Source organism: Natrinema sp. DC36, assembly GCF_020405225.1.
Lineage (GTDB): Archaea > Halobacteriota > Halobacteria > Halobacteriales > Natrialbaceae > Natrinema.
Window position 1 is genome coordinate 3,712,991 of sequence record NZ_CP084472.1, and the last position, 20,776, is coordinate 3,733,766.

General features: G+C 64.5%; 23 protein-coding genes and 1 pseudogene. 9 read left to right on the forward strand and 15 right to left on the reverse strand.

Going from position 1 to position 20,776, the window contains the following annotated elements:
- Nucleotides 1-480 precede the first annotated feature (480 nt).
- The 4 genes from LDH74_RS18885 to LDH74_RS18900 are packed head-to-tail and all read right to left on the reverse strand — an operon-like array spanning nt 481 to nt 3,706.
- The gene (locus LDH74_RS18885) at nt 481-1,254 is read right to left on the reverse strand and encodes a 5-formyltetrahydrofolate cyclo-ligase (RefSeq protein ID WP_226040215.1); all 774 of its coding nucleotides are present in this window, start codon (nt 1,252-1,254) and stop codon (nt 481-483) included.
- Nucleotides 1,232-1,882: a molybdopterin-binding protein gene (locus tag LDH74_RS18890; RefSeq protein ID WP_226040216.1), complete on the reverse strand. Its 651-nt coding sequence runs from the start codon at nt 1,880-1,882 to the stop codon at nt 1,232-1,234. The genes LDH74_RS18885 and LDH74_RS18890 overlap by 23 nt, the downstream gene beginning before the upstream one ends.
- Before the next feature lie 43 nt (nt 1,883-1,925).
- Complete coding sequence (locus tag LDH74_RS18895; RefSeq protein ID WP_226040217.1) at nt 1,926-2,858, reverse strand: ABC transporter ATP-binding protein; 933 nt, start codon at nt 2,856-2,858, stop codon at nt 1,926-1,928.
- The gene (locus tag LDH74_RS18900; RefSeq protein WP_226040218.1) at nt 2,849-3,706 is read right to left on the reverse strand and encodes an ABC transporter permease; all 858 of its coding nucleotides are present in this window, start codon (nt 3,704-3,706) and stop codon (nt 2,849-2,851) included. Before LDH74_RS18900 ends, LDH74_RS18895 begins: the two co-directional genes overlap by 10 nt.
- A gap of 140 nt (nt 3,707-3,846) precedes the next feature.
- On the opposite strand from LDH74_RS18900, the gene LDH74_RS18905 reads away from it, so the two are divergent.
- Nucleotides 3,847-4,872 carry a zinc-binding dehydrogenase gene (locus LDH74_RS18905; RefSeq protein WP_226040219.1) on the forward strand — a complete coding sequence of 342 codons (1,026 nt, stop codon included), beginning with the start codon at nt 3,847-3,849 and terminating at the stop codon, nt 4,870-4,872.
- A gap of 108 nt (nt 4,873-4,980) precedes the next feature.
- Complete coding sequence (locus LDH74_RS18910) at nt 4,981-5,301, forward strand: hypothetical protein (RefSeq protein ID WP_226040220.1); 321 nt, start codon at nt 4,981-4,983, stop codon at nt 5,299-5,301.
- Nucleotides 5,302-5,362: 61 nt separating this feature from the next.
- Here LDH74_RS18910 and LDH74_RS18915 read toward each other — a convergent pair whose 3' ends face one another.
- The gene (locus tag LDH74_RS18915; protein WP_226040221.1) at nt 5,363-5,680 is read right to left on the reverse strand and encodes a hypothetical protein; all 318 of its coding nucleotides are present in this window, start codon (nt 5,678-5,680) and stop codon (nt 5,363-5,365) included.
- Nucleotides 5,681-5,865: 185 nt separating this feature from the next.
- On the opposite strand from LDH74_RS18915, the gene LDH74_RS18920 reads away from it, so the two are divergent.
- The 3 genes from LDH74_RS18920 (at nt 5,866) to LDH74_RS18930 (ending at nt 7,944) form a co-directional block, all read left to right on the forward strand.
- The gene (locus LDH74_RS18920) at nt 5,866-6,954 is read left to right on the forward strand and encodes a hypothetical protein (RefSeq protein ID WP_226040222.1); all 1,089 of its coding nucleotides are present in this window, start codon (nt 5,866-5,868) and stop codon (nt 6,952-6,954) included.
- The gene (locus tag LDH74_RS18925; RefSeq protein WP_226040223.1) at nt 6,954-7,685 is read left to right on the forward strand and encodes a class I SAM-dependent methyltransferase; all 732 of its coding nucleotides are present in this window, start codon (nt 6,954-6,956) and stop codon (nt 7,683-7,685) included. Before LDH74_RS18920 ends, LDH74_RS18925 begins: the two co-directional genes overlap by 1 nt.
- Nucleotides 7,686-7,767: 82 nt before the next feature.
- A complete protein-coding gene (locus LDH74_RS18930; protein WP_226040224.1) occupies nt 7,768-7,944 on the forward strand; it encodes a hypothetical protein in 177 nt (58 codons plus the stop codon).
- A 16-nt stretch (nt 7,945-7,960) separates the two neighbouring features.
- Here LDH74_RS18930 and LDH74_RS18935 read toward each other — a convergent pair whose 3' ends face one another.
- On the reverse strand, nt 7,961-8,371 hold the full coding sequence (locus LDH74_RS18935; RefSeq protein ID WP_226040225.1) for a PadR family transcriptional regulator: 411 nt from the start codon (nt 8,369-8,371) through the stop codon (nt 7,961-7,963).
- Between the two features lie 234 nt (nt 8,372-8,605).
- On the opposite strand from LDH74_RS18935, the gene LDH74_RS18940 reads away from it, so the two are divergent.
- Nucleotides 8,606-8,881, forward strand: a complete 276-nt coding sequence (locus LDH74_RS18940; RefSeq protein WP_345778536.1) for an ArsR family transcriptional regulator — start codon at nt 8,606-8,608, stop codon at nt 8,879-8,881.
- Nucleotides 8,882-9,320: 439 nt separating this feature from the next.
- On the opposite strand, the gene LDH74_RS18945 is transcribed toward LDH74_RS18940, so the two are convergent.
- Nucleotides 9,321-9,680 (reverse strand): hypothetical protein, encoded by a 360-nt coding sequence (locus LDH74_RS18945; protein WP_226040226.1) that lies wholly within the window; start codon nt 9,678-9,680, stop codon nt 9,321-9,323.
- Nucleotides 9,681-9,943: 263 nt separating this feature from the next.
- Between LDH74_RS18945 and LDH74_RS18950 the strand changes: the two genes are divergently transcribed.
- Entirely contained in the window at nt 9,944-10,663 is a 720-nt protein-coding gene (locus LDH74_RS18950; protein ID WP_226040227.1) for a DUF2270 domain-containing protein, read from the forward strand.
- 294 nt (nt 10,664-10,957) lie between these two features.
- Here LDH74_RS18950 and panB read toward each other — a convergent pair.
- The 7 genes and pseudogenes from panB to LDH74_RS18985 form a co-directional block, all read right to left on the reverse strand.
- Nucleotides 10,958-11,785 (reverse strand): annotated as a pseudogene (gene panB / locus LDH74_RS18955) (3-methyl-2-oxobutanoate hydroxymethyltransferase).
- 249 nt (nt 11,786-12,034) lie between these two features.
- The gene (locus tag LDH74_RS18960) at nt 12,035-12,520 is read right to left on the reverse strand and encodes a halocyanin domain-containing protein (RefSeq protein WP_226040228.1); all 486 of its coding nucleotides are present in this window, start codon (nt 12,518-12,520) and stop codon (nt 12,035-12,037) included.
- A gap of 218 nt (nt 12,521-12,738) precedes the next feature.
- Complete coding sequence (locus LDH74_RS18965; RefSeq protein ID WP_226040229.1) at nt 12,739-13,797, reverse strand: prenyltransferase; 1,059 nt, start codon at nt 13,795-13,797, stop codon at nt 12,739-12,741.
- Nucleotides 13,794-14,516, reverse strand: coding sequence for a class I SAM-dependent methyltransferase (locus LDH74_RS18970; RefSeq protein ID WP_226040230.1), 723 nt, complete (start codon nt 14,514-14,516; stop codon nt 13,794-13,796). Before LDH74_RS18970 ends, LDH74_RS18965 begins: the two co-directional genes overlap by 4 nt.
- Before the next feature lies 1 nt (nt 14,517).
- Nucleotides 14,518-15,891: a glycosyltransferase family 4 protein gene (locus tag LDH74_RS18975; RefSeq protein WP_226040231.1), complete on the reverse strand. Its 1,374-nt coding sequence runs from the start codon at nt 15,889-15,891 to the stop codon at nt 14,518-14,520.
- 201 nt (nt 15,892-16,092) lie between these two features.
- The gene (locus LDH74_RS18980) at nt 16,093-16,653 is read right to left on the reverse strand and encodes an NUDIX domain-containing protein (RefSeq protein ID WP_226040232.1); all 561 of its coding nucleotides are present in this window, start codon (nt 16,651-16,653) and stop codon (nt 16,093-16,095) included.
- A gap of 71 nt (nt 16,654-16,724) precedes the next feature.
- Complete coding sequence (locus LDH74_RS18985) at nt 16,725-17,684, reverse strand: YegS/Rv2252/BmrU family lipid kinase (RefSeq protein ID WP_226040233.1); 960 nt, start codon at nt 17,682-17,684, stop codon at nt 16,725-16,727.
- 54 nt (nt 17,685-17,738) lie between these two features.
- Here LDH74_RS18985 and LDH74_RS18990 point away from each other — a divergent pair, with 54 nt between their 5' ends.
- Nucleotides 17,739-18,446, forward strand: a complete 708-nt coding sequence (locus tag LDH74_RS18990) for a PHP-associated domain-containing protein (RefSeq protein WP_226040234.1) — start codon at nt 17,739-17,741, stop codon at nt 18,444-18,446.
- A gap of 415 nt (nt 18,447-18,861) precedes the next feature.
- Here LDH74_RS18990 and LDH74_RS18995 read toward each other — a convergent pair whose 3' ends face one another.
- Entirely contained in the window at nt 18,862-19,275 is a 414-nt protein-coding gene (locus LDH74_RS18995; protein ID WP_006430489.1) for an Lrp/AsnC family transcriptional regulator, read from the reverse strand.
- Between the two features lie 102 nt (nt 19,276-19,377).
- Here LDH74_RS18995 and carA point away from each other — a divergent pair, with 102 nt between their 5' ends.
- Nucleotides 19,378-20,457: a glutamine-hydrolyzing carbamoyl-phosphate synthase small subunit gene (gene carA / locus LDH74_RS19000; protein WP_226040235.1), complete on the forward strand. Its 1,080-nt coding sequence runs from the start codon at nt 19,378-19,380 to the stop codon at nt 20,455-20,457.
- The last annotated feature ends 319 nt before the right edge of the window (nt 20,458-20,776 follow it).

The window sequence follows — 20,776 nt, forward strand, 5'->3', positions numbered from 1 at the left end:
TAATTTCGTCGTGTGAACCCCGCTTCGCTACAGCCGCCGTATGAACCGTCTCGAGACGGGTTTCGCCGGTGTAAATTCGTATTGAATTCGGGAGAACTCGGCGTAAGATCGGTATACCATCACCGCCGTTCAAGTAGCAATCGCCAGTAACCACGAGCGGAGGTCGACGGGCAGACCCCACCGATGGCACCCACCACCTGTACCCGCGACTTCCAGCAACCCCACCACAGCACCCTTCCCCACCACTGCCAACCGATTCTCGTCGACGCGGGCCCACCCCACCGGCTCGCGTCACACCCTGCGATTCTGGCACTCGGGCGCGGCGTTTTTCGCCGCGCTCCGGGGATGGACCGCTTCGCGGTCGTTTTGTACTGATCGGTCTCTCTTCTCGATACCGTAGTGGTCGCCACGTTCCGCTCTCCTCGAACCGTCCGTCTGAAACCCGCGTTTCAACGATAGAATCGGTCGATGACGCGTCGATTACGATGATTCGAGCCGGTCGAGGACCGGAATCTCCTCGAGTCGCTCGTCCGTGAGCAGGTCCCAATCGATCCCCTCGGGTTGACCGGTCCCGTCGATTTCGGGTCGCAGCACCCGCTCGGGCGTGACGACGAGGTCCATCGCGACGTCGTGAGCCGCGATCGCGACGGCGTCGTCGATCACCTGCCGTTCGTGGACCGTCGTCGCCACCGGCGTCGACTCGTCGACCAGACCGAGTTCTCGGAGGACGGCGTACTCGAGATCGCTGTAGCCCTCTCCTTTGCCGATTCTGCCACCCGCCTCGGTTACAGCAACGCTGCCAGAGACGATCAGATCGACGCGGTCCACCGCTTCGGGGCCGACCTGCTCGCCGTGTTTCGACGAGCCGGAGACGGTGGTCGCCGCGTCGTAATCCTCGAGGTCGTCGGGATCGAGTTTCAGGAAACACCGCTCGTCGCTGAGTCGCGGCACGGCCATGTAGACCGTCTTCCCCTCGCGCAGCGCCCGCCGTCGAACGGGCAACTGCGGCGCGTCGGGATTGGCCTTGATCGTCGTCGCCTCGTTCCACTCCGGTTGCTCGGCCAGCCGGTCTGCAGCGTCGCTCGCACCGGCGAAGTTCGGAATCCGGCCGTGGGGCGGGAACGGAAACCGGGCCTCGCCGCTTTCTTCAAGGTCGTCCCAGATTCGTTCGCGGACGGACGCCTTGTCGACGGCCTCGGTTTCGGTACCGCCACCGTCGCCGGTGCCCACGTCAGGCACCCCCGTTCGTCGCATCGGTGTCGTTCACTACGTCGGTTTTCATCGTCTCCGCGTCCGGTTCGTCTTCGGTACCCGCATCGTCTTCCACATCCGCTTCGCCATCGGTGTCCGCCTCGTCTCCGTCGTCCGGTTCCTCCTCGCGTGCGAGGTCGACGATCCTGGCCGCTTCCGAGAGGATAATTTCCTCGAGCGCGAGGCGGGTCGCTTCGGGGTGGCCGGGGAGACAGAAGACTGGCGTCCCCTCGGCGATGCCGGCGAGGGTCCGTGCGGTGACGGCTTGCGTGCCGGTCCGCTCGTAGGCCAACGCGGTGAATAGCTCGCTGAACGTGGTCAGTTTCTTCTCCAGGAGCGGGCCGACGGCCTCGACGGTGATATCGTTCGGTTCGACGCCGGTCGCGCCGGCGGTAATCACGACCTCGACGTCGTTCCGGTCGATCAGCCGCGAGACGATCGACTGGACCTTGTCGTAGTCCGAACCGACGTGTTCTCGGACGACGATCTCGTTGCCGTCGTCCTCGAGCGCCTCGTTGATGGTCTCCCCGGCGGCGTCGGCCTCGAGACTGCGATCCGAGGCGATCGTGACGACGCCGGTACAGAGCGTCCCGTCGCCGGGTTCGGTGGCGTCCGAGTCCGTCTCGTTCATACCGCGTCTTCGAAAGCCGGCGGGTAAAAACGTACGTCTCCGGTCATCGTTGCTCGGCGGAAGTCGGCGTCGACGGGCCGTTCGTGTAGTACGTGAAGAGGTCGGTGTAGGTCGGTTCGGCGATCGCGAGCGCCGTTCGACCGATCCCCGATGTGGCCGCGAGTTCGTCGAGTACCCGTCCCGAATCACCCGTAACCGCGTCCTCGTACCGCTCGGGGACGAACCCGCGGATATTTCCGGCCACCGCGAACGGCTCGCCGTCGACGACCGCCCTGAGCGCGCTCGCGTTCGATGCGCCCGTCTCGAGGACGGGGGGAACCGACGCCAGCAGTTCATCAGGCGTTCCGGTGGCGACGATCCGACCGTCCGCGAGGAAGGCGATTCGGTCGGCGATGTCTGCGGTCATCGGTCGGTGGCTTGCGACGACGATCGTCTTTCCCGCGGCCTGTTTCTCGCGGAACAGCTGGTGGACCGCCGGGATCGTCGCGAGATCGAGCGCCGCGGTCGGCTCGTCGAACAGGTACAGCGGGACGTCGATGCTGGCGGCGATGGCGAGTTCGAGTTTCCGTACCATTCCGCCGGAGTAGTCCGCGACGGACTTGTCGAGGTCGCCGGTGAGCCCGAGACGCTCGACGTGCGTGCGCCAGTCGTCCGTGAACGCCGGATGGAGCCGGCGGTAGAAGTGGATGGTTTCCCGACCGGTGAGTTTCTCGAGGGCGAGCGCGTCCTGCAGGAGAAAACTCGTCGTGTCCGCGCGAGCCGCCGCCGGCTCGCCGAAGACGTCGATGCTACCCGCGGAGGGACGCTCGCTGCCGGCGAGACAGGACAGCAACACCGATTTGCCGACCCCGTTCGGCCCCATCAGAACGAGGAGTTCGCCGTCCTCGACCGTGAGATCGACGTCCTCGAGGACGCCCTCCTCGCCGAAGGACTTGCGGACGCCGTCGACGGTCGCGACCGGATCAGTCACGGCCACCACCCCTGGTCGTAGAGCATTCGATTCACGAGCACCGTTCCCGCGACGACTGCGAGGACGGCATAGATGGCCAGCAACGCGAGGAATCCCGGCCCGGTCGGCATCGCAGGCGGTGCGATGCCGAGCCCCGTCCAGCTCTCGGCCGGGACGAGGTGAGCGATAAGCAGTCGAGTCGGGAGCGTATTCGGGAGATAGTTCAGCACCGGGCCGTCGATCACCGATTGCGCCGGAACGGCACCGTTGATCCCGGTCAGGATGAACGTCGTGACGGCGACGAACGTGGTCGCCACCGTCGCGACCTGTTTGTTCCCCGCGGCGATCACGAACGGGATGGCGACGACCATCCAGATCAGGCAGGTCAGCACGCCGGCGACCAGGACGATCGGTATCGATTCGGGACCGCGGAGGCCGTAGGACGCGCCGGTGGCCAGCCCGGCGACCAGCGTCGCGGTGAACGCGCCCGCTGCGAGGACGATCCCGGCGGCCATTCGGCCGGTCAGTTCGGCCGACGACGAGATGGGCATCGATCGATAGGCGACGTAGCGCCGGTCTTCGAGGTCGGTCGCGAGCTGGTTTCCGAAGACGAAGAGACAGACGAACATCGACCCGAGGACACCGATTCCGATGGACGCGCTCGCATCGGCCGTGGCAGTCGTTCCGGCCCCCTGCACCGTCTGGAGCGAGTACATAAACGCGGGGAATGCGAGTACCCACAGCAGCATGATCTCGCTGTTTCGCATCTCCTGTAGACTCCGGCGGGTGAACGCGTCGGCCTGCTCGAGCCAAACGCGCCACCCCGCGTCCGCCTCCCGTTCGGTCTCGGACACGGTCTCCACTTCAGTTGCCATCGGTCTTCCGTTGCCTCTACACATCTCTGACAGATAATAGTTCATAGTGTAACGTCACGTTCCAGTACAGAGCGATTGCGGCGAATACGGCATGCTGGTAGCCCAACTGTTATGGACGCCGTTTCCGTTGGTCCGGGTATATGCAGGCAGTCCAATTCGCGGACCACGGCGACAGGGACGTCATCGAGTACGGCGAGTATCCGGACCCCGAGGTCGACCGGGACGAGGTACTGGTCGACATCAAGGCGGCCGCGCTCAACCACCTGGACATCTGGACCCGACGGGGGATGCCGGGAATCGACCTCGAGATGCCACACATCCCGGGCAGCGACGGGGCCGGCGTCGTCGAGGACGTCGGCGAGGACGTGACCCGCTTCGAGGCGGGCGATCACGTCGCGCTCTCGGCCGGCGTCGGCGACCTGCGGATGGACGATCCGACGCTCGATCCGCGCTTTCACATCATCGGCGAGCACGTCACCGGCGTCCACTCCGAGTACGCGGCGATCCCCGAGGATAACTTGATCCCCGTCCCCGACCACGTCGACTGGTCGGTCGCCGGCTCGAGCTCTCTGGTCTTCCAGACCGCCTGGCGGATGCTCATCGAGCGCGCCGACCTCGAGGCCGGCGAGTCGGTGCTCGTCCTCGGTGCGAGCGGCGGGGTCGGTCACGCCGCCCTCCAGATCGCCGACTACGCTGGCGCGGAGGTGTACGCGACCGGTAGCACCGAGGAGAAACTCGACTACGCCCGCGAGCACGGCGCGGACCACGTCTGCAACTACGAGGAGGAGGACTTCGCGGACTGGATCCTCGAGGAGACGGGTCGCCGCGGCGTCGATGTCGTCGTCGAACACGTCGGCGCGCCGACGTGGCAGAACTCGCTGAAGAGCCTGACCAAGGGCGGGCGACTCGTCACCTGCGGGGGCACCGGCGGCGGCAACCCCGAGACGGACATTCCGCGCATCTTCTGGAACCAGCTGCAGATCATCGGGTCGACGATGGCCACGCCGGATCAGGTCGACGACGTGATGGAACTCGTCTGGGACGGCACGTTCGAGCCCGCGATCCGCGAGGAACTACCGATGAGCGAGACCGCACGCGCCCACGAGATCATCGAGAACCGCGAAGGGTTCGGCAAGGTCGTCGTCCGGCCGGACAGCGAACTCTAGTCGGGAGCGACCGACGCTCGACGAACCGTTCTCGTTTCCGATCGCGTTCGGAGACGGGCGGAGGGGGAACCGTGAGTGCTTTCACTGCGCGCTCGAAACGAATCGGTAGTGAGCTCGAGCGACGACGGCGGCTACGTCCACGATCCAGCGGCGGTCGACGCCGGCGCGAACGGCGAACGGGGAGCCGACGGACCGGCCGATGGCGGGGGAGATCACGAACCGGGACACCCCGCGACGGCCGACCGGGAGTTCGACTGGCGCGGCTGGACCCTCGTCGCCGTCATCGTCTTCGCGTTTCTCGCCGCCCCGACTGCGATTTACCTCGTCCCGCCCGGTGCGGAGGGCTACCGCTTCGCGCTGTTGATCGTGCCGCTGGCACCCGCTATTTTGCTCGCGATTACGGCCGTCTGGGCGACGACGCGGCCCTGAGCACGGCTGACCGTGCGGACTGTTCGACGACGAATCGCGCGACTAGTGAAACGAAAACGGCCTAGACTTCGGCTTCGCGGACGACCTCGAGCCGGTCGAGCACTGTCGAGCCGTCGCTCACGTCCCGGTCGGGCGTCTCCTCGCGGTCGACGTACGTCGCCAGTTCGTCATAGAGGCGGTCGGCCTGTGGGCCGGTGAGTCGCTCCGTGTCGCCGTCGGCCTCGAGCGTCTCGAGCAGCTCGAGGGTCCACTCGGGCGGCAGTTCGTCGATCTCGAGGGCCTCGTCGAGGCGCTTCGAGAGGACGTGGTGGGCGACCCATTGCTCGTCTCGGGTGAGCGTGACTTCGTACGTCTCGGTTTCCGGTGGTGAGGAGCTCATATCGTCAGACGGGACCTGTCTTCGTGGTCCTCAATCTGGGCTACGAACAGGGATGTAATAAGCCTTGTTACCGCATGCCATAGCTGCGACGCGGTCGGGGGTCGTCCCGTTCGATTGAACGGTTCGTTTGCCGATCAAAAGCTACTAACAGAACCGTCTCCAGTCCACAGACAGGTGCAGTGGTAATGGATCTCGAGACGGTCTCCGAGCGGATCGCGACCGGTCGCATCGGACGCGCGGTCTCGCGACTGGTCCCCGCAACCCCCATCTGGGAGCGCGAGTGGGACGTCTGCTGCGTGCTCGACGGCTGCCGTCTCGATCTCATGCGAGAGCTGTCCGCGGCCGGGCACGACGCGCTGCCGGACCCGGACGGGGTGGACTCGCTGTGGTCGGTCGGTTCCCAGTCCGCGGAGTGGATGGACCGAACCTTCGCGCCGCGGTACCGCGAGAAGATGGCCCGGACCGCCTACGTCACCGGCAACCCCTTTTCGTCGCAGCCCTGCGAGCACATCACCGTCACGTCCGGCGACGTCCTGCCGCTCGAGGCCGACGATTTCGGCGTCTTCCACGAGGCCTGGCGCGACGAGTGGGTCGACGACGACATCTCGACGATCCCGCCAGCCCCCCTCACGGACGCCGCGATCGCAATCTGGCGGCGTCGCGAGGAGTTGGGCATCGACCGCGTGCTCGTCCACTACATGCAGCCCCACGCGCCCTTCCGGTCGGAGCCGGGGTGGTTCTTCGGTTCGGCCGACATCGAGCACTGGGGACAGTTCACCGACGGCGAGTCGTCCGCGGCGGACGACGATTTCGACCCCGACGACCTCTCGCCCGCGGAACGCGAGGCCCTCGAGGCGCTCGCCGAAGCCGAGGCCGAGAGCGACGACGGGACGGATTCGATGAACGATCCCTGGATGCGCCTGCGCGACGGCGACTTCTCGTTCGACGCGGTCTGGGCGGCCTACCGGGACAACCTCGAGTGGGTCCTCGACGACGTCTCTCGACTGCTCGCGAACTGCGACGGGCGGGTCGCGATGACCAGCGACCACGGGAACGGACTCGGCGAGTTCGGCGTCTGGTCGCACCCGCCCGGGACGCCGGTCCCCGCGCTCCGACGGGTCCCCTGGGTGGTCCGCGACGGGCAGGATCGGGAGACCTGCGATCCCGCACTTCCCGCGGGAATTCGCGAGGGCGGGGCGAGCGGTGCGGACGATGCGGACGGCGAAGAGGGTGCGGCGATCGAATCGCGCCTCGAGGCGCTGGGCTACCGATAATGGTCCCGAACACGCTCAGAGATGCGATCTACGCCGTTCGGAAGGCCCGACTGGGACTCGAGCGGCGGCGACTCGACTACGGTGAGGAAACCCGCGAGCGAGCCGAGCGGCTGGCCGCCGTGCTCCCCGCCTCGGCGGCCGAACTGCGCGAGTACGAGCGGGAGTACGAGGACCTCGAGTGGTTTCACGACACGTACGCGGACCGCGTGGCGGAGATCCACGAGGCCGGCGTGGCAACCGACACGACCCACTGGCGCGACGGGGTGACGCTGTACGTCGTCTGTCGCGCGCTCGAGGTCGAGACCGTCGTCGAAACGGGGGTGCTGTTCGGCTCGTTCGACGCGCACATTCTGGCGGCGATGTGCGAGAACGGCGGCGGGACGCTACATGCGGTCGACCTGCCCGGCGGCCCGCCGGGGCCGTTCGAGTACGGTCACCTGATCCCGGATCGGTGTCGCGACCGGTGGGAACTCCATCGGGGCGATGCGCGGGAAGTGTTGCCCGGGCTGCTCGAGCGCGTCGGCCCCCTCGATCTCTTCTTGCACGACTCGGATCACCGGCTGCCCCACATGCGATTCGAGTACGAGGCGGCGCTGGGTCACCTCGATCCCGGTGGGGTACTGGCGAGTCACGACGTGCGGCTCTCGAGGCTGTTCGATCGGTTTACCGAGGAAAACGGGTTACAGTCGTGTGTGGTCTGCGATACGGGGCTCGGGCGGCAATCACGATAGCGCTCGCCACGAACTCGTGAGGGCGGCGACGAATCGTTCGATAGACGAACGTGTTTTTTAACTATAGTCTCATAGCTGGCGTATGGACCGGAGGACGCAGACGTTTTTGGTCAGCGTGATCGGATTCATCGGTGCGGTGATTTTCCTCGGACTCTCCGTTTACCCTTTCCAGTATGGGTTCCTGGACAGTGTCCTCTTGGCAGGTGGCTTCGTCGTTCTTTCACTCGTTGCGTTCGTCCTGGACGATACAGCTATCTGATGGTGAGTAGCGCCAGTTACGACTCCCCCATTTCTTCATCCGCGCTGGCCCGGAGGTCACAGAGCACGGCGAGGCGTTCGGCGCGCTGGATGAGCAGCGCGCGTCCGGCACCCGTGAGGCCGTAGGCGGCCACCCGCTCGTCGGGGCCGTCGCGTTCGGCGAGGAGGTCGCGCCCGACGAGCGCGCGCAGGTTCGGCTCGAGTCGGGCGCGGCTGACCGTGGGATACCGGCGCTCGAGGGTCCACGTGATCCCGGAGGGGTAACAGCGCGTGCCGTCGCGCTCGCGCCGGGCGACGGCCTCGAGACAGTCGCGCTGGAAGGCGGTGAGTTCGATCCACGCGCGTCGGCCGTCCTTCGGTGGGTAGTCAGGGGGTGATGCGTCCGCTCGAGCGGGGCTTTCAAGGCCCCGCGAATCGTGGTCGGGCATGGCTTTCTGCGGGTTACGGAAGCCACGCGGGCCGGTGGTAGGGACACCGGGTCCGCATTCTCTCTCGAGGACCGATTTAGGTAGTTGTGGGTCCGTCTGGCCTCCGCAATTCGGTCAATGAGCAGACAGTACTTAGAACTAGTGCATCAAATACAGTACTAGAAAGAGCCAAACAACGCACAAATACTATCGAATCGAGCGTTCTAACACGGTGTTTCGTGTGTTCACGGTCGAATGCGACGGCCACGGGTGGACTGGATGACGCGGGCCGACGACGCGATCCTCGAGTTCCTTCTCAACGAGGGGAACCGACCCCTTATCGCGAATCCGTCCACCGTCGAGGCTAACATCGATTACAAGATCTCGCACGTGAGACGCAGACTGCGGGCACTGCAGGACGGTGGGCTCGTCGAGTACTACGACGAGGATCGTGGTCTGTATCGGATCAGTGAGCGAGGTCGAAAATATCTCGCTGGGGAGCTTGATGCGGATGCCCTCGAGCCATCATAACAAGAAAGCGTCGCAGGTGACCTCCCGCCATCTAATTTACTCGTACACACAACCCTGCTAACCTTATTTTTTGATCTTGCTAAATTGCCGATCTTGGACCTCAAACGCGCACCGCGTAAACTCTTCAGACAAAAAAGATTGGCCAACCGATAGAGTAACTTACGAGATGCACACGGCAAATCACGGTTCGTGTGCATATTCAAGAATCAGACTCTGTCAGCGTGCAACCATAGGAAGTTGAATCAATACGGTACTTCACCGTCTTCTATTCACTCAGAGGTTGGCTGAACACCGCGGTAACCACATGTGCGAATTGACCACTAAGGGTTCTCTCGGGTATGGTTCATATCTGTAGTACCGTGCTGAATAGAGAATGCGTTTACAGCTTGTCAACGAGGTTAGAATTACCTGGCACGTTGTCTCGACGGTCCAACTCGTGTCATTCCGAGTAAGAGGAATGCGGGTGGTCGGAGAGCATCTCGGCGAGTTCGGCCAGTAGTTCCTCGGCCGAATCATGGCCACGGTATCGGACGTGGTGCGTACGAGTATCGTACTCGGCCCACCCGTTCGATTCGAGCTTCGGGAGGTGGGTGTGCATTAGTTCGAGAGAGACTTGTTCGTGATCCATCTCGGGGACGCGCCGGGCAATATGCGTGGCCAAGTCCTCCACGGTGGCTGTATTCTTTGACTCGATATTCTCGAAATAGTGGATGACTTCCCGGCGGAGGTTGTGACACAATGTATTCAGCAATTGATTCATCTTCGGGGCCTTCTCCGGGTAACACCCTGTTTGAGCCATGGTATCTTCACACATGGAAGGGAGAGTAATAGTAGTTGTTCCCGGCGCTTCGAAATCGGCAGTGCCAGTTGCGAACAATTTGCTGCATACATCCTCTGTACTTACCAAAGCTACTCACCACATCGAGGCGGGTTCTCACTATCTGATCTGGAGTGAAACAGCTGCTCAGTAGGTGTGCGTACTGTTCGATGTTCTCCAGTACATGACACTCAGAGTATGCTGTCAGCATAACCGCTTATGGAGCGAGGAGATGTCTCTCCTCTATGACCGATTCGAGTAGCGACGACTTCGACCCAACAGCACCGGACCAACGGGAGATCGGCCGCGAAATGGTTGACGACAGTACGGGACTCGGTTCGGTGATGGCCCACGCCTATCGCGGAGAGATAGACCGAGTGGGAACGTGGCGACAGCGCCTCGACGAGACGACGACGTGGGCGGTGACGCTGATGGCAGCGATCTTAACGTGGGGGTTTTCGAGTACCGATAACCCACACTATATCTTGCTGATCGGGGTCGTCGTCGTCACCGTCTTTCTGGGCATCGAAGCACGGCGGTACCGGGACTACGACGTCTTTCGCTCTCGTGCTCGAGTCATCCAAGAGAACCTGTTCGCAAACGCCCTCGATCCGTCCCAAGGCACTGAAAGTCACGACTGGCGAGCGGAACTGAGCAGGGACTATCGCAGGCCGACGCTGAAAGTCTCGTTTTACGAAGCACTCGCAAACCGGCTCCGGCGTGTGTACCTTGCGCTGCTCAGTGTCCTCTTGGTCGCATGGGTCTTCAGGATTACAGCGTTCGCGCCGCGCCAAGACTGGCTGACAACCGCTGGAATCGCCCGTATCCCCGGGATTGCTGTGGTTGCCGTTGTGGGTGTGTTCTACGTCGTACTGCTGGGCGTCACCTTCTGGCCCCGCGAGCGCCATGCCAAGGGTGAATTCCGTGAAGGGGACCCGGACGACTGGAAAGAGACAGACCGATAAATCCGTTCTCTGTACTTACCGCTCAGTCACAGTCCAATCTCTCCCCTCCAAAGCGGGCCCGACAATACTCGTTATCGAGGTCCCCATCCTCTCCTACTGCTGAAGTAGCACCGTTGTACCGTCTCGAATCGGCCAACCTGACTTTTCGTTAGCGCGGCGCGCGCTCTGCGCGCCACGCAATTGCTCTGTCCCCTTAGGGGCACAGACGTGAATCTGGCACGCAATCCGTGACAATTTCCTGACTGCTCTGTTGTAACTCTACTCTGACTTTTCGCGTATCAGGACGTGCCCACCTCACTTCTCGAGTGAATCATAGACGTTCTCTTCCGCAGGGAATTCGCCGTCTTCGACCTCGGTAGCGTACGTCTCGACGGCATTGCGGATTTCCGAGTCGAGATCCGCATACTGCTTCGAGAGCGTAAACGACTCGCCACCGAGCCCCAGCATGTCGGTGAGTACGAGCACTTGTCCGTCGACGTGCCGTCCGGCACCGATACCGATGGTCGGGATATCGACCGCTTCGGTCACGGCCTTCCCGGTCTCCTCCGTCACTGTTTCGAGGACGACTGCGAACGCACCGTCCTCTTCCAATCGCTCGGCGGTTTCGACGAGCGCATCGACGGCCGCCGAACTCGAGTGATCGCGGCCCTGAACGTACCCGCCGCCGATCTGGTTCATCCGCTGTGGCGTCAGCCCGATGTGGCCTTGCACGGGAATACCGAGTTCGGTCAACCGATCGATGATCTCGATCGTCGTCTCACCACGCGGTGCCGTCTCGAGTTTCACTGCGTCGGCACCGGCCTCCTTCATGAGCCGAACGGCGTTCTCCACGGAGGATTCCATCGACTGGCCATAGCTGCCGAAGGGCATATCGCCGATAACCATCGCGTCCTCGACCGCACGGTCGACTGCCGAGGTGTTCGACAGCGCCTCCTCCATCGTAACCGGAATCGTATCCTAGTATCCGAGGTGATTGTCTCCGGCGGAATCTCCGACCAGGATCATATCGACACCACCACGGTCGACCTGACGAGCGATCGGCGCATCGTACGCGGTCAACATCGTCAGCGACTCTCCGTCACGATACTTCTCGTACAGATCTGGAATCGATGTTCGGCCCATGCTATCTGCCGCGTGCGGGGACCAATTCAAATTGATGGACAAACCACCTCAAAAAGGAGTTACGTGTCGTTCCTTTCAACGAGCTTGAACGGTCACTGGCCCTCGTCGTCGGTCCACTGGAACAGCCGCTCGAGGATCTCACGAGCGCGCTCCGTTCGTCCGACTCTCCCAGGTGCGGTCGAACCGATCGGGCCGCGAGCGGATCGCCTCGCCGAGGCGGGTTCGGGCCTCGACTGCGGAGGGGGTCTCCTATTCGACGACGACCGCTCCCTTCATCCCCTGTTGGCGATGGGGCTCGCAGACGTAGAGGTACGTCCCGGTGTCTTCGAACTGGTGTTCGAACGTGAATCCCTCCTCGTCGGTGATCTCGCTCTCGAAGACGGGTTCGTCCGCGCCGGTCGCGTCCTCGATTTCCAGTTCCTCTTCGTCTTCGGGAACGTGGACGACGTTGTGGCCGCCTCCCTCCCCGGTCCACTCCCAGACGACCGTCGCGTCCTGATCGATGCGAATCGCGGGCGGATCGAACTGGTAGCCGTCGTCTCCGGCCCCGACGTCGACCGTGACCTCGTCCTCGCCGGTCAGGTCCTCGGTCTCTTCGTAATTTTCGACGTCTTCGAACCAGTCGCCGTAATCCGGTTCTTCGTCGTCCTGGGCGCTCGCGGCGGCGCTGAAACCTCCCAGTGCGATGCTCGAGCCGATGAGTTTGATCGCCGTTCGCCGCTTCAGTCGGTCCATACTGGAACCGGCGCCGGCTATCGAGTAAAACCGAGTCCTTACGCTTGCAACGAGGTCCGCCGATCGATAGTCGCGAGGCGTACCGTCTCGACCGACGAATGGGGGACGCGAGCACCGTGTCACGCGTCCGTACTGACCGACCGGTATTCGGCGTCGCCTGGTCGCACTCCGCGAGGAGCGGGAATCGGACCCGATCACCGAGAGCCGTCGGATCGCGGTTACTCCGGTCGCGGAGCGGTGAAGAGATCGGCGGCCGGCGAGAGCCCCGAAACCGCGTCTGCGGCCAGCACCGCCGCCCCGCAGGTCCACGTCGGCCGCTCGCCCGGCCAGAACTCCTCGTCTTCGAACTGATACCCCGTCCAGAAGATCCCCTTGTCGTCCGTCCACTGGAACAGCCACTCGAGGATCTCACGAGCGCGCTCCTGACGACCCACCGCGGCCAGTGAAATCACGAGTTCGCAGGACTCGGCGACCGTCACCCACGGTTCGTCGGAGACGCACCGACAGCCGAGTCCCTCCTCGAGAAAGCGATCCATCCCGTCCTCGAGCCGGTCCCGCGCCGAATCGCCGGTCTCCACGCCACAGAGGACGGGATAGAACCAGTCCATCGCGTAGCGGGATTTGCTCTCCCAGGTGCGGTCGAACCGGTCGGGCCGCGAGCGAATCGCCTCGCCGAGATGGGTTCGGGCCTCGAGCCACCGATCGCGCCGCTCCTCGTGACCGAGTTCGTCGGCCACGGCCGCGCCGCAGGCCAGACTCTTGTAGATCGAGGCGCAGCCGGAGACCAGCGCGTCCTCGTAGACCTCGCCGTCCGCGCCGACGGTCCAGTAGACCTCGCCGGTCGGGGCCTGCCGGTCGCACGCGAATTCCAGCGCGTCCCGGACGGTCGGCCACAGCTCCTCGAGGAACTCCCGATCCTCGGTACAGAGATGGTGGTGCCAGGCGCCGACGGCGACGTAGGCGCTGCGGTGGGTCTCCTTGCGCGGCTCGTCGCCGGCGTGGGCACCGTCGTCGCCGTCGTCGGGCTCGCCGTAGGTCGCCCAGAGCGCGCCGTCGTCGTGCTGGGCGTCGGCCACCCAGCGGTACGCGCGGCGAGCGGCCTCGTGGCGGCCGCCGACGGAGAGCCCCATCGCGCTCTCGACGTGATCCCAGGGGTCGGCCGGGCCGTCGGGATACCAGAGAATGAGCCCGTCCGACCGCTGCACGCGCTCGATGTAGTCCACCGCGGGCTCGAGCCCCCAGTCGGTCAGCGACTCTCCCGACGACACGTTGCTCACGACCGCCCCTCCAGCTCGAAGTAGTAGACGACGCTCTTGCCGAGCACGGGATCGAGCGCCCGCTCGAGCAGCCGGACCGGCCGCGGCGATTCCATGACGTCCCACTCGAGGAAGCGGTCGTAGGCCCGCAGCGGGAGCGGCGGCTCGCCCCGCTCGTCGCGCTCGCGCCAGAGACACTTGAGCCACCAGTAGGGGGCGTGCAGCGCGTGGGCGAAGTGGCCGTCGACGCGCCGGAACCCGCGGCGCTCGATGGCCGCCCGTAGCTCCTCCCGATCGAAGATTCGGACGTGGCCGCCCTCGACCTCGTGGTACTCGTCCGACAGCGCCCAGCAGACCCGCTCGGGACCCGCTCGAGGGACGCTCACCGCGAGCGTCCCGCCCGGCGCGCAAACCCGCCGAAGCTCGTCCACCGCCGCCTCGTAGTCGGGGACGTGCTCGAGCACTTCGGTACAGCAGACGACGTCGAACGCGCCGTCTTCGAAGGGCAGTCTGAGTGCGTCCCCCGAGAGAAAGGTGACCGTCACGTCGGATAGTTCGGCGATGTACTCCTCGTAATCGTCCTGTGCGGCCGCCAGGCTCTCCCGCTCGAGGTCGAGCCCCACGACTTCCGCGACGTTCTCGAGGGCGGCGGCGTGGACGTGTCGACCCTCGCCGCAGCCGACGTCGAGGACGCGCATCCCCGGCGTCATCGTCACGCGGTCGAAATCGATCGTCTCCATCTCAGTCCCCCTGTTCGCGCGCTTCGATAGCGGTGCGGTACGTCTGCACGGTCTCCCGGGCGGCCCGCTCCCAGTCGAACTCCGCGACGATTCGCTCTCGTCCCCGCTCGCCCAGTCGACGGCGGCGGTCGTCGTCCTCGAGCAGGTCGCGAACGGCGTCGGCCAGCGCGTCCGAATCGCCCGGTTCGACGAGGACGCCGGCGTCGCCGACCACTTCGGGGAGCCCCCCGCCGGTGGTCGCGACGACCGGGACGCCACAGGCCAGCGCCTCGCCGGCCGGGAGGCCAAAGCCCTCGTAGATCGAGGGGACCACGGCGACGTCGACGCTCCCGTAGAGTTCGACCATCCGCTCGTAGCTGATCTCGCTGTGGGTTTCGATCGCGTCCGAGAGCCCCAGTTCCGAGACGAGGCGTTCGCAGTCGCCGCCCTCGTCGAACTCGCCGACGACGACGAGTTCGGCGTCGATCGTCTCGCGGACGGCCGCGAACGCCTCGAGCAAGTGCCGAGCCCCCTTCAGGGGAACGTCGGCGCTGACGGTCGTCATCACGCGCGGGCGATCGGGATCGGGAGCGCGGTCGACGGGTTCGAACAGCTCGGTGTCGATGCCGTTGTGGACGACGCGGATCGACTCGGGATCGGCGCCGAAGTCGGTGACGGTGCGGTGCTTGGCCGACTCGGAGACGGTCAGAACGTGGGGGAGCTCCTGAACGACCTCGCGTTGCATCCGGAGGAAGCTGTACCACCGGCGGATCAACAGCCGCTCGGTCCAGTCGTCCGCCGCCTCGAGGGCGGCGTCTCGGTCGACGGTGATCGGGTGGTGGACGGTCGCGACGACGGGGTGGCCCCGCTCGCGGAGCGTGTGGAGTCCGTGACAGAGCGACTGGTTGTCGTGGACGACGTCGTATGCGGGCTGGTGTTCCTCGAAGTAGTCGACGACCTGTCGGCCGAAGACGTAGGGGTCCGGAAAGCCGCCGGTGAGCGCGCTCAGCCACTCGTAGAGCGCGAGCGGATCGCGGAGGTACGACGGCTCGAATTGGCCGAGCCGGTCGAGTTCGTCGACGACGTTCTCGCCGGGCAGTTTCACCAGCCCAACGTCGTCGTCGAGCTCCGGATAGGGCTTGCCCGAGAGCACGTCGACGGAGTGACCGAGATCGGTCAGCGCTCGGCTGAGGTACTTCACGTAGACTCCCTGTCCCCCGGAGTACGGGTTCGAACGGTAGCTCAACAGACAGATCTCGAGCGGTTCGTCGGTCTCGGCGGCCGACTCGAGCGACGGCTCGGAGTCGGTCGTCCCCGCGGCCGTCGCCCCCCCTGCCGATGCGGACGACGTGATAACGCTCCCCCGAAGAAGCCGTCTGAACGTGCCAATGACCATCGCAGTCTATCCTGCATGTATGGGCACTCCCTCATAAACCTCCCGCTCGTGTACTGTTTCTTGACAGTGTTCAGTCCGGAGACGCGACTGCATCGAGGGGTGGTCACCGAGCGGTGACCGGTCGGCCGTGACCTCGAGCGATCGACACGTGGTCCGAACACCGACGGCGTAGAACCGATGTGATCGGGGTGGCTCGATCCCCTATCGAACGTCCCGGCGCATCGCGATCTCGAACCACGGGCAGAGGCGAAGCTGACGGTACCACTCCGGATTCGAGTGGAGTCGCTCGTAGGGAACCCACATCAGGCCGGCGACCTCCTCCTCGTTGGGGTCGAGGCTGCGATCGGACAGCGTCACCTGGAGGACGGCACAGACCTCGTGCTCGACGCCCGCGTTCTCGAAGTACCGTTTGTACTCGAAGCGGTCGGTCAGTCGCAGGTCGTCGTACTGGTCGGGCGAAATCCCCAGCTCCTCCTCGAGGCGTTGGCGGGTCGCTTCCTCCTGGCTCTGGCCCTCGACGGGATGGGAGGCGACGGTGCCGTCCCAGTAGGTGCCCCAGAGGCGTTTGTCCGGCGCTCGCTGGGCGAGCAAGACGTTCCCCTCCCCGTCGAAGACGAGCGAGGTGAACGCTCGGTGTCGAATCCCGTCGCCGGTGTGGGCGTCGAGTCGGTTGACTAGCTCGAGTTCGGTGTCGTCGGCGTCGACGGCGATCACGTCCTGTCCCGCGTTCTCGTGTTGCAGGTCCTCATCCGGCGTGCTCATACCCGCACAATTACGACGGTTCGTGAAACCAGTATCGTCTCGTCTCGGCCGTTTCGAATCGAGACCGTCGGTCACCGATCCGTCCCCGTCTCGAGCGGCCACAACTCTCCCTCGTCCGGATCCGGCCGATACTCGTCCCCGACGGGAATCGTGAGCGCTTTCGGTTCGGTCTCCAGCTGCAGGCGCTCGGTCTCGAGCATCTCGCCGTCGAGACTGTACTCGACGGAGTCCCCGCGGCTATCGATCGCGAGCGACGGGGTTCGTCGCCGAACGATGTGGGTGCTATCGCGTCCGAACAGCTTCTGCATGGCCGCATCGCCGAGCAGATTCACGGCCGCGGCGTCTTCGACGATCGTCACCTCGAGCAGGCCGTCCTCGACGTTCGCCTGTGCCGTTCGCGCGCCGGTGAACCGTCGACAGTTCCCGATGAGGACGAACATGGCCCGACCCTCCCAGGCCTGCGTTCGTTTCCCGTCCGGTCCCGGCGCCGTCTCCACCCGGAGCGGCAGCGAGTCGAACGAACCCATGGTCTCGAACGTGTTCTTCACGTACGCAAGCACGCCCAGTTCCGCCTTGCTCTCCGTCGTCGTCTCGCTGCTCGCTTCGGCGGTGATCCCGCCGACGCAGGAGTTGACGAAGACCCGATCGTTCGCTGTCGCGATGTCGATCGACCGCCGGCGGCCGTCTTCGATCACCGTAAACGCGTTCTCGAGCCCCTGAACGCCGATGTTCGCCGCGAAGTTGTTGCCCGTTCCTGCAGGGACGACGGCGACGGTCGTCGTCTCGAGGGCGTCCGCCGCTGCCACGCCGTTGACGACGGCGTTGAGCGTGCCATCGCCGCCGGCCGCGGCGACGAGGTCGGCGTCGGGCGCGGCGTCGCGAGCGAACCGCGTCGCGTCGCCGGCTTCCTCGGTTTTTCGAATCTCGAAACCGTGGTCGGTCGCGAGTTCGACGACGTCGTCGACGTGCTCCCCCGATCCGCTCACGGGGTTGCAGACGAGAACGCGATCGCTCGCCTCGTCGGATACCATACTGTAGTGCATGCCGGCCGCACGCAAAAGGGTCTACCCGGCGTTTGCCCGAGTATGTACTCGGTCGACCTCCACGCGCATACGCGATTTTTCCACGGCCGGCGATCGCTCGGCGACCGATTCGATCCGCTCGGCGTCCGCCTGCTCGCCGAGATGGCCGAGCGCCGCGGCCTCGACGGCGTCGCGACGACGAATCACGATTACTACACGGCGTTCGATCCGTCCCCTGACGTCGAGACGCTGCCGGGGATCGAGATCACAACGGACCGCGGCCACGTCCTCGTCGTCGGCCCCGACCCGCCCGCGGCGACGAAACCCGGCGCGCTCTCCCCCGAGGAGGCGGTCGGGCTGGCCCACGACCGGGACTGCGCCGCGATCGTGGCCCACCCCTTCCGGAACAGCACCGTGCGGGAACTCGACGATATCCCCTTCGACGCGATCGAAGTGAACGGCAAACACCCGCGCTCGAGGCCGCTCGTCGAGCAGTTAGCGGGCGACCGCGACCTGCCGCTGGTCGGCGGGAGCGACGCCCACTACCCATTCGAGGTGGGCCGGGCGTACACGGTCGTCGAGGCCGATCGGCTCACGCCCGCGTCGATCGTCGACGCGATTCGTGACGGCCGCGTGAGCGCGCGCGTCTCGAGGTCCGGGTTCGACCGCCTACTGCGCAAGGGGTATCGGGCGATCCACAACCGCAAACAGGTGATCGACGCGATCGAGCGGCCGACGCCGGGCGTCGGGACGCCACCGGGAGAGGAGTGATCTGCTTCGAGCCCCGCCGTGACGAGGACAGGACTGCGGTGGCGCGCGCTGTCGATCGGCCGAACGATAGTGAGGCCTGCCGACGACATTGTGCGAGGGACGAGCGAACGAACGGAGTGAGTGAGCGTTAGCGCGGGACCGACGGTCCCGCGAACCATCCGAACGGGCAGAGCGCGGCGCGACGCGCCGCGACCGTCGAGGCGGTTTCACCGCCTCGCAGCGTCCGTGAGGAGAAATCGGCTGGGGAGGGCGTGGCGATCCCTAGTTGCCACGATAGCAGAGCGCTCATTGCTGGCATCGCTACCTCTCGAGTGCCATCACGAAGGACTCGCTAGAATTTCTCCTCGAGATAAATACGCATCGGTAGCCTGCCATTCTACCGAACGGTTCTTTGCGCCGTTACATTGACCGCGTTCTAGCCGAGTTCCTCGTCCAGAATTAGCCGCGTCTTCGTGCTCACGACCTCCTCCTGATCGCGGGCCTTGGTAATGAGATCATTCACTCCGCGCGTGTCCGCGGCGTCGACCACGAGGACGACGTCCTGTTCGCCCGAGACCATCCAGACGAAGTCGACCTCGTCCCACTCGGCCATCCGCTCGGAGACGCCCTTGGTGTCGACGTCGACCGCGACGCTGATCTCGAGCATCGCCTGGACGTTGCCGGTTCGGGTCGAAATCGTGAAGCGTTCGATGACGTCGTCGTCCATCATCCGCTCGACGCGATTGCGGACGGTCCCCTCGCTCGTCCCGACCTCGTCGGCGATCTCGGTGTACGGCGTCCGGGAGTCTCGCCGGAGAATATCGAGGATCTGTCGGTCCAGGTCGTCCATGGAGATGCGTACCTACGTGTGGCCCGCACTTACCGATTACGAAAATCGTAACTGAGCTTCGAAGACAACACTTATGATGGTCCATCCGATACGTAGATCGTAATGACGGAAGCCTACGTCGCACTGGAAGGCGGCCACGTACTCGAGGGTCGTGGTCGTGCGTCAGGAACGGCTCGCGGCGAAATCGTATTTACCACAGCGTACACGGGTTACGAGGAGAGTCTGACCGACCCCTCCTACGAGGAGCAGATCCTCACGTTTTCCTACCCGCTGATCGGCAACTACGGCGTCCGAGAGGAGCGCTTCGAGTCCGACCGCGTCCACCCGCGCGCCGCGCTCGCAAAAGAGTTCACCGAGGACGTCGTCGAGTGGCTCGCGAGCGAGGGTGTCCCCGCGATCGATCACCTCGACACCCGAGAGGTCGTCACCGACATCCGTGACGGCGGTGCGATGAAGTGCGGCATCGCCGTCGGCGAGGACGTTACCGAGGAGGACGCCCTCGAACAGCTCGAGCAGTGCAAGGCCATGAGCGACCACACAGACATCGGCGCACAGGTCAGCGTCGACGAGCCGGTCGTCCACGGAGAAGACAACGACGGCGAGACGGTCGCCCTGATCGACTGCGGCGCGAAGGGCTCGATCATCAGCTCGCTACTCGAGCGCAACGCAACCGTCCACGTGTTCCCCTACGATGCGGACGTCGCCGACGTCGAGGCCGTCGACCCCGACCTGCTCTTTATCTCGAACGGCCCCGGCGACCCGGTCAACTTCGGCCAGGCGATCTCTCTCGTCGAGGCGTTCGTCGAGGACACGCCCGTCGCCGGCATCTGTCTCGGTCAGCAGATCGTCGCCGAGGCGCTCGGCGGTTCCACCGAGAAGATGACTTTCGGCCACCGTGGCGTCAACCAGCCCGTCCTCGACCTCGAGTCCGGGCAGGTCGTCATGACCACGCAGAACCACGGCTACACCGTCGCCGAACCCGGCGAGCACCTCGAGGTCACGCAGATCAACGTCAACGACGACACGCCCGAGGGGATCGACGGCATCGAGTACGACGTGCTCACCCGTCAGTACCACCCCGAAGCGAACCCCGGCCCCGAAGACACCCTCGACTTCTTCGACGACGTGCTCGCCATGGCTTCCGGGCGAGCGGAGACGCAAGCGGTTCCGGCCGACGACTGACTCCTCTCTCGATCAGTTATTTGCGGTCGCTTCACACCGATGAGCTACCGCTCTTTAGCCGTGCCGCCCGTTCAACTATCGAATTTCAGACCATAATCGATACCTATCAGTAACCTGTATTATACTATCGGTTTCCCCGGTAGAATTCTTTACGAGAGTATACGGCGATAAGACTCCTCATAATCGCACATTTGGAATGCACTACAATAGCAACGGATTTGCCGGAACTCAAACACAAAACCGGCGTTACAACGGTTGATGGGGTCTTGAAGGAGAGAATGCTTCGTCACTACCGAAATATATTCTACACACTATGTGA